This is a genomic window from Cellulomonas composti, assembly GCF_007990245.1.
Taxonomy (GTDB): Bacteria; Actinomycetota; Actinomycetes; order Actinomycetales; family Cellulomonadaceae; genus Cellulomonas; species Cellulomonas composti.
Window position 1 is genome coordinate 134003 of sequence record NZ_BJWG01000006.1, and the last position, 13864, is coordinate 147866.

Annotated in this window: 12 protein-coding genes and 1 tRNA gene; 4 read left to right on the forward strand and 9 right to left on the reverse strand. The window is 73.9% G+C overall.

All coding sequences use genetic code 11. The features are described from left to right. Positions 1-24: 24 nt before the first annotated feature. Positions 25-1482, forward strand: a complete 1458-nt coding sequence (locus CCO02nite_RS08220) for a nitronate monooxygenase (RefSeq protein ID WP_146842648.1) — start codon at positions 25-27, stop codon at positions 1480-1482. A gap of 60 nt (positions 1483-1542) precedes the next feature. Then, entirely contained in the window at positions 1543-2001 is a 459-nt protein-coding gene (locus CCO02nite_RS08225; protein WP_146842649.1) for a DoxX family protein, read from the forward strand. A 4-nt stretch (positions 2002-2005) separates the two neighbouring features. On the opposite strand, the gene CCO02nite_RS08230 is transcribed toward CCO02nite_RS08225, so the two are convergent. Further along, positions 2006-2485, reverse strand: coding sequence for a nitroreductase/quinone reductase family protein (locus tag CCO02nite_RS08230; protein WP_246117428.1), 480 nt, complete (start codon positions 2483-2485; stop codon positions 2006-2008). Positions 2486-2669: 184 nt separating this feature from the next. Next, positions 2670-2741: transfer RNA gene (locus CCO02nite_RS08235), tRNA-Gln, on the reverse strand. A gap of 155 nt (positions 2742-2896) precedes the next feature. Between CCO02nite_RS08235 and CCO02nite_RS08240 the strand changes: the two genes are divergently transcribed. Together CCO02nite_RS08240 and CCO02nite_RS08245 are read left to right on the forward strand one after the other, a co-directional pair. Further along, on the forward strand, positions 2897-3520 hold the full coding sequence (locus CCO02nite_RS08240; protein WP_146842730.1) for a TetR/AcrR family transcriptional regulator: 624 nt from the start codon (positions 2897-2899) through the stop codon (positions 3518-3520). Positions 3521-3573: 53 nt separating this feature from the next. Then, a complete protein-coding gene (locus CCO02nite_RS08245; RefSeq protein ID WP_146842650.1) occupies positions 3574-4083 on the forward strand; it encodes a MarR family winged helix-turn-helix transcriptional regulator in 510 nt (169 codons plus the stop codon). A gap of 47 nt (positions 4084-4130) precedes the next feature. Here CCO02nite_RS08245 and CCO02nite_RS08250 read toward each other — a convergent pair whose 3' ends face one another. From CCO02nite_RS08250 to metG, 7 genes are all read right to left on the reverse strand, one after another. Continuing rightward, complete coding sequence (locus tag CCO02nite_RS08250; RefSeq protein WP_146842651.1) at positions 4131-5954, reverse strand: ABC-F family ATP-binding cassette domain-containing protein; 1824 nt, start codon at positions 5952-5954, stop codon at positions 4131-4133. A 33-nt stretch (positions 5955-5987) separates the two neighbouring features. Then, the gene (locus CCO02nite_RS08255) at positions 5988-6965 is read right to left on the reverse strand and encodes a 4-(cytidine 5'-diphospho)-2-C-methyl-D-erythritol kinase (RefSeq protein ID WP_146842652.1); all 978 of its coding nucleotides are present in this window, start codon (positions 6963-6965) and stop codon (positions 5988-5990) included. Then, entirely contained in the window at positions 6962-8011 is a 1050-nt protein-coding gene (locus tag CCO02nite_RS08260; protein ID WP_146842653.1) for a ribosomal RNA small subunit methyltransferase A, read from the reverse strand. The genes CCO02nite_RS08255 and CCO02nite_RS08260 overlap by 4 nt, the downstream gene beginning before the upstream one ends. An 85-nt stretch (positions 8012-8096) precedes the next feature. Continuing rightward, positions 8097-9473, reverse strand: coding sequence for a resuscitation-promoting factor (locus tag CCO02nite_RS16220; protein ID WP_281284582.1), 1377 nt, complete (start codon positions 9471-9473; stop codon positions 8097-8099). A gap of 240 nt (positions 9474-9713) precedes the next feature. Further along, positions 9714-10901 carry a resuscitation-promoting factor gene (locus CCO02nite_RS08270; protein WP_246117429.1) on the reverse strand — a complete coding sequence of 396 codons (1188 nt, stop codon included), beginning with the start codon at positions 10899-10901 and terminating at the stop codon, positions 9714-9716. Between the two features lie 168 nt (positions 10902-11069). Further along, a complete protein-coding gene (locus CCO02nite_RS08275) occupies positions 11070-12026 on the reverse strand; it encodes a TatD family hydrolase (RefSeq protein WP_146842654.1) in 957 nt (318 codons plus the stop codon). Positions 12027-12076: 50 nt separating this feature from the next. After that, positions 12077-13861 carry a methionine--tRNA ligase gene (gene metG, locus CCO02nite_RS08280; RefSeq protein WP_146842655.1) on the reverse strand — a complete coding sequence of 595 codons (1785 nt, stop codon included), beginning with the start codon at positions 13859-13861 and terminating at the stop codon, positions 12077-12079. Between the last annotated feature and the right edge of the window lie 3 nt (positions 13862-13864).

A 13864-nucleotide genomic window follows, 5' to 3' on the forward strand; every position in this document is an offset into this window, starting at 1 on the left:
CACCGTAGGTCAGGAAAGGCGCCCATGACCACGCTCACGCTCACACCGACGTTGCCGCTGCGGCACGCCCTGCCGACGATCATCCAGGGCGGCATGGGCGTCGCGGTCTCGTCGTGGCGGCTGGCGTCCGCGGTCGCGCGCCGCGGCCAGCTCGGCGTCGTGTCGGGCACCGCGCTGGACCTCGTGCTCGCGCGCCGGCTCGAGGACGGCGACCAGGACGGCTCGATCCGACGCGCGATGGCCGCCTTCCCCGTGCCCGCGATCGTCCAGCGCGTGCTGGCCCGCCACCTCAAGGTCGGCGGCCGCGCGCCCGGTGCGCCGTACCGGCCGGTCACGCGGCTGAGCCTGCGTCCCAGCCGCGCGATGCAGGAGCTGACCGTCCTGGCCAACTTCGTCGAGGTGTGGCTCGCCAAGGAGGGCCACAACGGCCGCGTCGGCATCAACTTCCTCGAGAAGGTCCAGATGGCGCTGCCGGCCGCGGCCTACGGCGCGATGCTGGCAGGGGTCGACGCGGTCCTCGTCGGCGCGGGCATCCCCCGGCACCTGCCGCACCTGCTCAACGAGCTCGCTCTGCACCGCACCACGCGCATGCCGGTCGACGTCGCCGGTGACCCCGGCGGGGACCACGCCGTCGAGATCGACCCCGTCGACCTCGTCGGACCCGACCTGCCGCCGCTCGAACGACCGATGTTCCTCGCGATCGTCTCGAGCGAGGCCCTCGCGGCCTACCTCATGCGCGACCCGTCGATCCGACCCGACGGCTTCGTCGTCGAGGGGCCTTTGGCCGGTGGCCACAACGCGCCGCCGCGCGGACGGCCCGTGCGCGACGAGCGCGGTCAGCCGGTGTTCGGCGAGCGGGACCAGGCGAACGTCGCGAAGATGGCGGCGGTCGGCCTGCCGTTCTGGCTCGCCGGTTCGCGCGGCACGCCCGAGGGCGTCCGGGACGCCGTGGAGTCCGGTGCGGTCGGCGTCCAGGTCGGCACGGCGTTCGCGCTGAGCTCCGACTCCGGCCTCACCCCGGACCTGCGTGACCAGCTGCTGACCAAGCTGCGTGCGGGCGAGCTGGAGGTCCTCACCGACGGTGAGGCGTCCCCGACCGGCTTCCCGTTCAAGGTCGTGCAGCTCGAGGGCACGCTGTCCGACCTCGGGCTGCGCGACGCCCGGCCGCGGCTGTGCGACCTCGGGTACCTGCGCACGCCCTACATGCGCGACGACAACCGCGTCGGCTTCCGGTGCCCCGCCGAGCCCGTGGACATGTACGTGCGCAAGGGCGGCACCGTCGAGGACACGGTCAACCGCGTCTGCCTGTGCAACGCGCTGTCCGCCGACGTCGGCCTCGGTCAGACGAGACCGACCGGGGAGGCCGAGGAGACCCTCCTGACCCTCGGCTCCGACCTGTCCGGCGCGCAGCGGCTCGCCGAGCTGCACCCCGACGGCTGGTCCGCCGACCAGGTCCTGGACTGGCTCCTCGCCCCCGCCTGACGCCCGCCCGTTCGTCGGCCCCGGGTGCGGCACGCTCCGCGCACGACGACGATCGACGGCATGACCACGGCGACATCACCGATCCCGCCCGACCCCGCAACGTCCCGAAGCGGGCGCGTAGCACGTGCCGCGGGCCAGCTCACGCTCGCAGCGATCCTGCTGACGGCCGGCGCGACCCATCTGACGGTGGCCCGCGAGGAGTTCCGGGCCCAGGTGCCGCCGTGGCTGCCCCTCGACCCGGACACCGTGGTCGTCGGCTCGGGCGTCGTCGAGCTCGCCCTCGGTGCGGCGCTGGCGACGACGTGGCGCCAGCCCGCGCGGGCCTGGGTCGGTGTGACGGCCGCGGCGTTCTTCGTCGCCGTCTTCCCCGGCAACGTCGCCCAGCTCGTCGAGCACCGCGACGCCTTCGGTCTGGACACCGACGCCAAGCGCCTCGCGCGGCTCCCGTTCCAGGCGCTGCTCGTGGGCGGTGCGCTCGTCGCGACCGACGTGCGCCGGCTCGTGCGCCGGCGGCGCTGACGCGTCAGGCGGACTCGACCCGCAGCACGGGGTAGTCCGCGGCGATCTTCTCGAACTCCGCGAGCGGTGCGCGCCGGTCCACGCTCACGTGCGGGCGCGCTCCGGGTGCGAGGTCGAGGTAGCGGCGCAGGATCGGCGCCCGCTGCTCGACCGGGACCTCGACGAGGCGCACCGGCTCGGGGTGCGGCGCGCGCAGCACCGCGCGTCCCTCGTCGGCCCGCAGGTTGCGCACCCACTGCGCCTCGGCACCCAGCATGGAGACGACGTACCGCTGCCCGCCGAGACGGACGAGCACGAGCGGGAACTCGACCGCGCGTCCCGAGGCGCGGCCCCGGACCTCGAGCGTCACGCCGCGACCGCCGAGCGTGAGGATGCCGTGCCGGTACTGCCACGCGCTGACGTCGTTGAGCCACCGCGCGAGGCGGTTGGGGCGCCCGCCCGCGTACATCCACCGCTTCGAGGCGGCCCACGGCCGAAGGCTCACGGCTCACCCGGCCGGCGGCGGATCGCGGGGACCACGGCGTGGACGCGCGCGAGGAGGGCGGTCGACGGTGCGACGAGGAGCACGGGGCGAACCGCGACGACGTGCGCTGGCATGCTCGCCCTCCTGGCCAGTCTGGTGCGTGGAACTCCAGGTCTCTCGACGAAGGTACGGCGTTCTGCTTGTGCTCCGCCCCCAGGATTCGAACCTGGACTGCAAGGCTCCAAAGGCCTGCGTGCTGCCGTTACACCAGGGCGGAACGCCGGGCACGCCCGACGGCGCCCAAGTCTGCCAGGCCACCCACTCGCCGAGGGGTATGGGTGGGGGTCGGGGTGGGTGTGCCGCCGGGAACGGGCGGGGGCACGGCATGATGGGCGCGTGACCTCGGACTCCAAGCGGGTGCCTCGTTCCCGCATGACGGGCGTGCAGCGGCGTGCGCAGCTGCTGGACGTGTCGCGCAAGCTGTTCGCCGAGAAGGGGTTCGAAGGCACGAGCGTCGAGGAGATCGCGGCGCGCGCCGAGGTATCGAAGCCTGTCGTGTACGAGCACTTCGGGGGCAAGGAGGGGATCTACGCCGTCGTCGTCGACCGCGAGATCCAGGCGCTGACCGGCGCGCTCAGCGGCGCGCTCGAGGGCGGCGGGCACCCCAAGGTGCTCGTCGAGCGGACGGCGCTCGCACTGCTCACCTACATCGAGACGTCCGAGGACGGGTTCCGCATCCTGGTACGCGACTCCCCGGTCGCGCAGGCCACGGGCACGTTCTCGAGCCTGATCGGCGACGTCGCCACGCAGGTGGAGCACATGCTCGCGGACCAGTTCCGCGCCCAGAACCAAGACCCGAAGACCGCCCCGATGTACGCGCAGATGCTCGTCGGGATGGTCGCGTTGACCGGCCAGTGGTGGCTCGACGCGCGCCGTCCGGGCAAGACGGAGGTCGCCGCGCACCTGGTGAACCTCGCGTGGAACGGCCTCGCGGGCCTGGAGCGGCGGCCCTCGCTGACCAAGGTCTCCGTCGACCAGGGCAGGCGCTCGCGCTGACACGGGACCCTGGTCCGCCACCAAGAATGTCGACGTCGAGTAATCTCGGCCTCATGGCTGGCGACGAGGGTGCGCACGACGAGGTCGACCGCATCGTCGAGGCCTGGCACCGCGAGCGCCCCGACCTGGACGTCCGCCCGCTCGAGGTCCTCTCGCGCGTGAGCCGGCTCGCCCGGCACCTGGACCTGGCCCGTCGCGGAGCGTTCGCCCGGCACGACCTGGAGACCTGGGAGTTCGACGTGCTGGCCGCGCTGCGCCGCGCCGGCGAGCCCTACCGCCTCTCCCCCGGCACGCTGCTCAACCTCACGCTCGTCACCTCCGGGACCATGACGAACCGCATCGACCGCCTCGCCGAGAAGGGGCTCGTCGAGCGCGGCCCGTCCCCCGACGACCGCCGCGGCGTCCTCGTGCAGCTCACCGACGCCGGCCTGACGCGCGTCGACAACGCGTTCGCCGACCTGCTCGACACCGAGCGCACGCTCCTGGGCGACCTGCCCGAGCCCGACCGCGTCCGCCTCGCCGAGCTGCTGCGCCAGGTCGTCACCCCGTTCGACGCGCACTGACCGTCCGACGAACCAGCCCGACGAACCAGCCCGACGAACCAGCACGGTCACTCGGCGAGCTCGGCCGCCTCGAGCCAGGACTCCTCGAGCGACGCGCGCTCGTCGGCCAGCGCGCGCAGGTCCGCGTCCAGGCGCAGCACGGCGGTGTGGTCGGTGGCCTGCGCGGCGAGCTGCTCGTGCAGCCTCGCCTCCTGCTCCGCGATCCGGCTCAGCCGTCGCTCGATGCGCGCGACCTCCTTGCGGGCGGCGCGCACGTCGGCCGCGGACGCCGCCGGCACGGCGGACGTGGATGGCGCGGCGGGGCCGGCACCGGGTGACGCGGTCTCGTCGGGCACGGGCGCTCCGCCCACGACGAACGCGCCCGACGACGCCCGACGCAGGTCCAGGTACTGCTCGACGCCGCCGGGCAGGTCGCGCAGCGCGCCGTCGCCGAGCAGCGCGACCTGTCGGTCGCAGACGCGTTCGAGCAGGTAGCGGTCGTGCGAGACGACGACGAGCGTGCCGGGCCAGCCGTCGAGCAGGTCCTCGAGCGCGGCGAGCGTGTCGGTGTCCAGGTCGTTCGTCGGCTCGTCGAGCAGGAGCACGTTGGGCTCCCCGACGAGCAGGCGCAGCAGCTGCAGGCGCCGTCGCTCGCCGCCGGACAGGTCGCGCACCGGCGTGCGGGCGCGCTCGCGTGCGAAGCCGAGCCGCTCGACGAGCTGGGCGGCGGTGAGCTCCTTGCCGCCGACGACCACCGAGCGCTTCTCGCGCTCGACGACCTCGACGACACGCAGGTCCGCGAGCTCATCGAGGTCCTCGACGTCCTGCCGTAGCTCGGCCACCTGCACGGTCTTGCCGCGCTTGACCCGGCCCGCGTCGGGGGTCAGACGTCCGGACAGCAGCCGCAGCAGCGTCGTCTTGCCCGCGCCGTTGACGCCGACGACGCCGATCCGGTCGCCCGGGCCGAGGCGGAACGTCACACCGTCGAGCAGCGTGCGCGTACCGAACCGCACGGTGACGTCCTCGACGTCCAGCACGTCCTTGCCGAGGCGCGCGGTGGCCATCCGCGACAGCTCCATGCGGTCGCGCGGCGGCGGCTCGTCGGCGATGAGCGCGGCCGCGGCGTCGAGGCGGAACTTGGGCTTGGACGTGCGCGCGGGCGCGCCGCGGCGCAGCCACGCGAGCTCCTTGCGCAGCAGGTTCTGCCGCTTCTCCTCGGTGGTCGACGCGGTCCGGGCGCGCTCGGCGCGCGCGAGCACGTAGGCCGCGTACCCGCCGTCGTACTGGTCCACCGCGCCGTCGTGCACCTCCCACGTGCGCGTGCACACCGCGTCGAGGAACCAGCGGTCGTGCGTCACGACGACGAGCGCGCCGGGGCCGCGGCCGCCGAACCGCTGCGCCAGGTGCTCGGCCAGCCAGGCCACGCCCTCGACGTCGAGGTGGTTGGTGGGCTCGTCGAGGACCAGGACCTCGTCGTCGCGGACCAGCAGTGCGGCCAGGGCCACGCGACGACGCTGTCCGCCGGACAGGCTCGCGAGGTCCGCGCCGAGGTCGACGTCCGGCAGCAGGCCCGCGTGCACCGCGCGGATCCGCGCGTCCGAGGCCCACTCGTGCGCGTCCGCGTCGCCGTGCACGGCGTCGAGCACCGTGCCCGAGGCCACCTCGTCGCGCTGGTCGAGCATCGCGAGGCGGACGCCGCCGGCACGCGTCACGCGTCCCTCGTCGGGATCCTGGACGCCCGCGAGGACGCGCAGCAGCGTGGACTTGCCCGCGCCGTTGGGGCCGACGACGCCGATGCGCTGACCGTCGTCGAGCCCCAGGCTCACGCCGTCGAGCAGGACGCGCGTGCCGAGCGTGAGGGTGACGCGGTCCGCGCCGAGCAGATGAGCCATGACGGGGTCGAGGCTACCGGCCGCGCGGGCGGTTCAGTCCTCCGCGACGATGCGGGCACCGGGGACGGGCCCGGTCGCGGTGAGCACGCGGTCGGCCACGCCGGACGCCGTGAACGCTGCGGCGAGCACCAGCGCGTGCTGGCGGTTGCGGGCGAGCGCCGCGACCGTCGGGCCCGAGCCGGACACGACGACGCCGAGCGCGCCCGCGTCCTGCGCCACGGCCAGCGGCTCGGCCAGGCCGGGCTCGAGCTCGAGCGCGGCCGCCTGCAGGTCGTTGTGCAGCGCGGCACCCAGCGCGTGCGGGTCACCCGCGCGCAGCGCCTGCATCAGCCGCACGTCGTCGTCGGGGTCCGGCGGGACGGCCACGCCCCCGCCGCGGCGCAACGCCTCGCGCGGGTCGTCCGCGAGCGCGTGCAGCCGGTCGAACTCGCGGTACACCGCCGGCGTCGACAGCCCCGTGTCCCGCACCGCGAACGCCCAGTGGAACTCGCCGCGGCTCAGCGCAGGCGTCAGCAGCTCACCGCGGCCCTGACCCATCGCGGTGTGGCCCTGCAGCACGAACGGCACGTCGGAACCCAGCGTCGCCGCGAGCTCGAGCAACTCGGCGCGCGACAGGCCGGTGCGCCACAGCGCGTCGCACGCCAGCAGCGTCGCCGCCGCGTCCGCCGACCCGCCCGCCATGCCGCCGGCCACCGGCACGCCCTTGTCGACGTGCAGCGCGACGCCCTCGTCGGTCCCGGTCGCCGCCGCGAGCGCCTCGACCGCGCGCAGCGCCAGGTTCGTCGCGTCCGTGGGCACCAGCGCGGCCTGCGGTCCGCTGACGGTCACCGTGCGCTCGTCCGACGAGCGTGCGACGACCTCCTCGTAGACCGACACCGCCTGGAACACCGTCGTGAGCTGGTGGTACTGCTCACCCGGGCCCAGCGGGCCGACGCGCAGCGACAGGTTCACCTTGCCGGGTGCGCGCACGTGGACCTCGTGCGCGGGCTGGGGCACCGAGCTGAGGGTCACGGGCCCACTGTGCCAGGTCGCGGGGCGCCCGGCGCCAGGGTCGTCGGTTGCGGGGTCGTCGGCTGCGGGGTCGTCGGTTCCCGGGCCGGCCCGCCGTGCGCTCCGTCGACGGACGCCTCCGCCAGGGCCGCGGCGACGCGCGCGAACGCCACGACGTCCACCTGCTCACCGCGGGACTGCGGGTCGACCCCCGCCGCCGTCAGCGCGGCCAGCGCCGCCTCGGTCGAACCCGCCCACGGTGCGAGCGCCGAACGCAGCATCTTGCGACGCTGCGCGAACGCCGCGTCGACGACGGCGAACACCTGCTCACGGGTCGCGGACGTGGTCGGCGGCTCGCGGCGGTCCAGCCGCACGAGCGCGGAGTCGACGTTGGGCGCGGGCCAGAACACCGACCGCCCGACCGTCGCCGTGCGGCGTGCCGCGGCGAACCACGCGACCTTCGCCGAGGGCACGCCGTACGTGCGGCTGCCCGGCGGCGCGACGAGCCGGTCCGCGACCTCCGCCTGCACCATGACCAGCCCGCGCTCGAGCGAGTCGAACCGCTCGAGGAACGTCAGCAGCACCGGGACCGAGACGTTGTACGGCAGGTTGGCCACGAGCGCCGTCGGCGGCGGGCCGGGCAGCGCGTGCACCTGCAGCGCGTCGTTCGTCACCACCGTGAGCCGGTCGCGGCCCGCCTCGTCGCGCAGCACCACGGGCGCTCGCTCGTCGGATGCGTGCTCGTCGGGCTCCAGCTCGTCGGGACCCACGCGGCGCAGACCCGGGACGTGCCGGGCGACGGTCGACGGCAGGAGCGCCGCGAGGACGGGGTCGATCTCGACCGCGACGACGTCGGCGCCTGCCTCGAGCAGGCCGAGCGTGAGCGAGCCCAGGCCGGGACCGACCTCGACGACGCGCTCGCCGGCGACGACGTCGGCCTGCCGGACGATCTTGCGCACCGTGCCGCCGTCGAGGACGAAGTTCTGCCCGAGCGTCTTGGTGGGGCGGATGCCCGCCGCCGCGGCCAGCTCGCGGATCTCGGCGGGTCCGAGCAGCGTCACGGTCACCCGGCCGAGCCTACGGCCAGGGGCCCCGTCGGCACGCCGACGAGGCCCCTGGTGACGCGCGGTGACGCCGCGCGACCGCGGACGATCAGGAGAACAGCCGCGAACCGCAGTGCGGCCACTGGCCCGCACCCGAGCGGTTGTAGAGCATCTGGGCCCGCGAGGTCTGCTCGGCCGACGACGCCTCCGAGGGCAGACCGGCGCCACCGACCGCACGCCAGGTGCCCAGCGAGAACTGGTAGAGGCCGTAGTACAGCCCGTTGCTGGACACGATGCGCGGGTTGCCGCCGGACTCGCACTGGGCGAGCGCCGCCCAGTTCAGGCTCGCGGCGTCGCCGGGGGACGAGATCGGGCCCGGGCGCACGGCCGGCCGCTCCTTGGTCCCGACGAGGACGACCGCGTCGACCGGCTCGCTCGTGACCTCGTCGGACATGACGATCCGGGCCGTCTCGGTGCCGTCGATCGTCGTGATGCTCTGACGGATGGTCCGTACGCCCGCCTTGCCGGCGGTCTCGACCGTCTTGGAGCCCTCGTAGCTGTCCGGGTCCTCGCGGGTCGTCGTGGTGAACGCGATGTCCTGCGTGGTGACCTCCTGGCGCACCAGCACGCGCTGCACGACGACGAGCACGCCGCCGTTGCTCCCGGCCTCGAGGCTGACCCGGTCCAGCGGGCCGAGCTCGACGTCGGCCGACGTGAGCGCATCAGGCAGCGTGCGGGCCGTGTCCTCGACGGTCACGGTGTGGCCGTCGGCGAGCACGCTCACGTTCTCGGCGGTCGCGAGGTCGATCGCGAAGCCGGCGCGCGAACCGGAACGGGAGGCGACGAGCGCGATCGACGCGTCGCGCACGGCGAGCACCTCGAGCGCGTCCGCGGCCGTCAGGGCCGTCGTCCAGACCTCACGCTCGGTGCCGTCCTGCTCGACGGTCAGCCGGTGCGCGTGCCGCACGACGATGTCGGCGCCGTCGTTCAGCGCGCCCTGCGGGCTGACGTCGTCGCGCTCGTCGACCGGGACACCCTGGTCCTGCAGCAGACCCTCGACCGAGCCGGCGAACGTCGAGACCTCGCGGACCTCGCCGTCGACGTCGATCGTGACCTTCTTGTGAGCCTGGGCGAACACGGCGGTGCCCGTGACGAGCACGAGCGCGGTGGCCGTCACGACCGCGGGCACGACGAGCCGGCGGCGGCCCTGCCGCCCCCGCTCCGGTGCGGTCCCCGACGATGCGTCGGAGGTCGTGGCGCCCGGCTCGGTGGCCGACGGGGTCGTCGAGGCCGAGGCGCGGGCGAAGATGCGGGGGAGGTGGGAGAACGGCACGGGGCTCCAGCCGTCGCGGTGCCCGGGCACGAGGGACGGGAACAGACACACCACGGCCTCGCGGCTGAGTGTGGTGGCGGGCGCTGCCTCGCGCGTCTGTCCCGGATCCTCGATCCGGCGGTCGCGGGGGTCCTCGTCGGACCTCCGAGTCACGCGGGTTCCCGGGTGGTTCTGAGGGCGGGAAGCCCATGCGACACGCGGACCGTAACCGAACCGTGACACTCAAGTCCAACTCTGGTTGCCCCGGGCGCCTACCGTGCGGTGACGGTGGCGCCCTCGCAGGTCACGGCTCGGTCAAGCGTTTCTTCGGTGCACCCCGCGCGATCGTCAGCCAGGGGTCGAGGCGCGGTCAACGCCGGTTCAGCGGGATCCTCGCCGCGGGCAAACAGCCGGTCAGTACCAGTGCTTGAGCTGGAAGTGCTCGTACGCGCCGCACGGGGTGCCGTAGCGGCTCTTGATGTAGTTGAGTCCCCAGGTGATCTGGGTCGCGGGGTTGGTGCGCCAGTCCGCGGCGACCGAGGCCATCTTGGAACCGGGCAGGGCCTGCGGGATGCCGTAGGCGCCGGAGGACTTGTTCTCCGCGTTCACGCGCCAGCCGCTCTCGGCCTTCCACAGCGGGTAGAGGCACGCGAACTGGTCGTCGCCCCAGCCGCGCGCGGCGGCCATCTCCTTGCCGAGCGCCTGCGCGCTGCCGGGCGAGACGACGATGGTCGGCAGCTTCGCCGTACCGACCGTGACGACCTGCGTCACCGGCGGCGTCGTGACGATCGACGTGACGACCGTTCGTCCGACGACCACGCCACCCACCGTGTCGAGCTCGTACGTGGTCGTGCGGACCCCGGCGCGGCCGTGGGTCGTGATCACGCGCGTGCCCTTGACGAGCGTCGGGTCCTCGACCTCTTCCTCCTCGAACGGGATCGCCTCGGTGACCGTCTGGCCGTCGGTCGCCGCGCGCGTGACGAGCACGACGAGGCCGTCGACCGCCGTCGCGTCCAGCGGGACCGAGACCTGGTCGCCGGCCGCGAGCACGAGGCCGATGTCCTTGAGCGCGTCGCGCACCGACGCGGCGCTGCTCACGCCGTCGATGACCTGCCCGTCGACGACGAGGTGGATCTCCTTGAGCGTCGAGACCCGCAGGGTCCCGCGCGTGAGCGACGAGGACCGCGATGCGGAGAGCCGCACGTCGCCGTCGCGCAGCCCGAGCGCCTCGACGGCCTCGCCGACCGTCAGTGCCGTGGTCCACACGGTCCGCTCGGTGCCGTCGACGTCGATGTCGAGCTCACGCGCGTGACGCACGACGATCTGGTCGCCGCGCCCCACGGCCGTGCTCAGGCCCGGAGCGACCAGGTCCCGCTCACCGACCTCGATCCCGCCGGCGGACAGCACCTGTTCGACCGTGCGGCCGAAGCCCTCGACCCGGACGGACTGACCGTCCACGTCGACCGTGACCTCCTTGTGCAGCACCGCGAAGGCGCTGGTGGCACCCGCGACGAGCGCGAGCACGAGACCCTGCGCGGCGAGCTGCAGCGGCCGGCGTCGGCGCGCGCGAGGGCGCCTGCTCGGCGGGGCGGCAGCGCTCACGCGGGGGTCCTCCTCGGGGCGGTCGTCGTGCGGTCCGGCCGGACGACGGTCCGACCGTAACCGATCCGTGATCGGCGTCGGTAGCCGGAGTCTGAACTCCGGACGGTCCGAGTCACCCGGCCGCCGCAGTCGCGTCGGCGTGTCGCTCGGCGTGTCGTGTCCGATCGGTCACAGCCCGTCGTCCCACGCGCCGTAGACCTGCTGCGACGTCCGGTCGATCGTCGCGCACAGCTCCGCGAGGTCCGCGCCGCGGGCCGCCGCGAGCGCACGGACCGTTCCCGGCAGCAGGTAGGGCGCGTTCGGGCGGCCGCGGTGCGGGTGCACCGTCAGGTACGGCGCGTCGGTCTCGACCAGGAGCAGCTCGGCGGGCAGCGCCCGTGCCGCCGCGCGCAGCGCCTCGTTCGCGGGGAACGAGAGCGGGCCGGCGAACGAGCAGAACCAGCCGCGCTCGGCTGCGAGTGCCGCGAGCGCCGCGTCGCCCGAGAAGCAGTGGAACACCGTCCGGTCGGGGGCGCCGTCGCGCGCCAGCACGTCGACCACCTCGTCGTGCGCGTCGCGGTCGTGGATCTGCAGGGCCAGACCGAGCTCCTTGGCGAGCGCGACGTGCGCGCGGAACGCCTCCCGCTGCACCTCGCGGCCGCGCGGACCGGCCCGGAAGTGGTCGAGGCCGGTCTCCCCGATCGCGCGGATGCGCGGGTTGGCCAGCGCGACCGCCGCGACCCGCGCCAACGCCTCGTCGAGCGGTGCGTCGTGGCGTGCCTGCGGGTCCGGGTCGAGGCCGTCGGGCGCGACCTCGTGCACGCCCGCGTGCAGCACGGCCTCGTTGGGGTGGATCGCCACCGCCCCGAGCAGTCGCGGCTGATCGCGCACCACCGCGTCGGTCCAGGCGACGGCCTCCAGGTCGCAGCCGACCTGCACCATGCGCGTGACGCCGACCGCGGCGGCCCGGTCCAGGTGCGCGGCCAGCCCGGGCGGATCACCCGTGTCGGTCGCACCCTCGTCGGGGCCGTGCCAGCCCTCGGCGACCCAACCGACCACCGTCTCGAGGTGCGTGTGGTTGTCGACGACCGCGACGGGTAGCGGCTCGGGCGTCGGCGGCCAGCCGCGCTCGCGCGTGCGCGCCATCCGTCCTCCCGATCCGCGTCTCGCCGACGAGCTGCCGGCCCCGGCCCGACTCAGCGCTCGGCGTACCGCGCGAGCTCCTCCTCGACGATCGAGTCGTCGAGCTTGGTGAAGACCGGCGTGGGCTTGGCCACCGGCGTGCCGGGCACCAGCGTGCGCGACTGCCACGTGGGCACGTCGCGGTAGTCGCCCGTGATCACGGGGTAGGTGCGGGCCTCGTCGTCCAGGTCGGTGACCTCGTCGATGCGGGGCTGCGGGGCGAGCACGCCCGCGGAGCCCAGCGTCTCGTGGATCCTCTGCGCGGAGTGCGGCAGGAACGGCGCGAGCAGCGTGTTCGCGTCGCTGACCACCTGCGCGGCGGTGTTCAGCACGGTGCCGAGCCGCTCGCGGTCCTGGGTCAGCTTCCACGGCTCGGTCTCCGAGACGTACCGGTTGGCCTCCTGGACCAGCCGCATCGCCTCGCCGATCGCGGCGCGGTGCCGGTGCGTCCCGACGAGCTCGCCGACCTGACCGAACGCCGCCGACGACTGCGCCAGCATGGCCCGGTCCACGTCGGCGAGCGTCCCCGCGGCGGGGATCTCACCGAAGTTCTTGTGGATCATGCTCGCGGTCCGGTTCACGAGGTTGCCCCAGCCCGCGACCAGCTCGTCGTTGGTGCGGCGCAGGAAGTCCGCCCACGTGAAGTCGGCGTCCTGGCTCTCGGGCCCGGCCACCGAGATGAAGTAGCGCAGCGCGTCCGGCTGGTAGCGCGCGAGCATGTCCCGCACGTAGATGACGATCCCGCGCGACGACGCGAACTTCTTGCCCTCCATGGTGAGGAACTCGCTGCTCACCACCTCGGTCGGCAGCTGCAGGTCCCCGAACAGCCCGGGCTCGCCGCCCTTGTCTCCCCGACCGTCGTAGCCGAGCAGCTCGGCCGGCCAGATCTGCGAGTGGAAGGTGATGTTGTCCTTGCCCATGAAGTAGTAGGACAAGGCCTCAGGGTCGTTCCACCAGGCTCGCCAGGCCTCCGGGTCGCCCGTGCGGCGCGCCCACTCGACGGACGCCGACAGGTAGCCGATCACGGCGTCGAACCACACGTACAGCCGCTTGGCCGGGTTCTCCTCCCAACCGGCGAGCGGGACCGGGATGCCCCAGTCGATGTCCCGTGTCATCGCGCGCGGTCGCATGTCGTCGATGAGGTTGAGGCTGAAGTTCAGGACGTTCGGCCGCCAGTCGGCGCGCGTGCGCAGCCAGGCCTCGAGCGCGCCGGCGAACGCCGGCAGGTCGAGGAAGAAGTGGGTCGACTCGACGAACTTCGGCTTCTCACCGTTGATCCGGCTGCGCGGGTTGATCAGGTCGATCGCGTCGAGCTGGTTGCCGCAGTTGTCGCACTGGTCGCCGCGCGCGCCGTCGTAGCCGCAGATCGGGCACGTGCCCTCGACGTACCGGTCCGGCAGCGTGCGGCCCGTGCTCGGGCTGATCGCCCCCATCGTCGACTGCTCGACCATGTAGCCGTTGCGGTGCACCGTGCGGAACATCTCCTGCACCACGGCGTAGTGGTTGCGCGTCGTCGTGCGCGTGAACAGGTCGTAGCTCAGGCCGAGCGCCTGCAGGTCCTCGACGATCACCCGGTTGTACCGGTCCGCGAGCTCCTGCGGCGTCACGCCCTCCTTCTCCGCCTGCACGAGGATCGGCGTGCCGTGCTCGTCGGTCCCCGAGACCATGAGCACGTCGTGGCCCGCCATCCGCATGTAGCGGCTGAAGATGTCGGACGGGACGCCGAATCCGGCGACGTGACCGATGTGGCGGGGGCCGTTCGCGTAGGGCCAGGCGACGGCCGACAGGATGCGCGACATGCG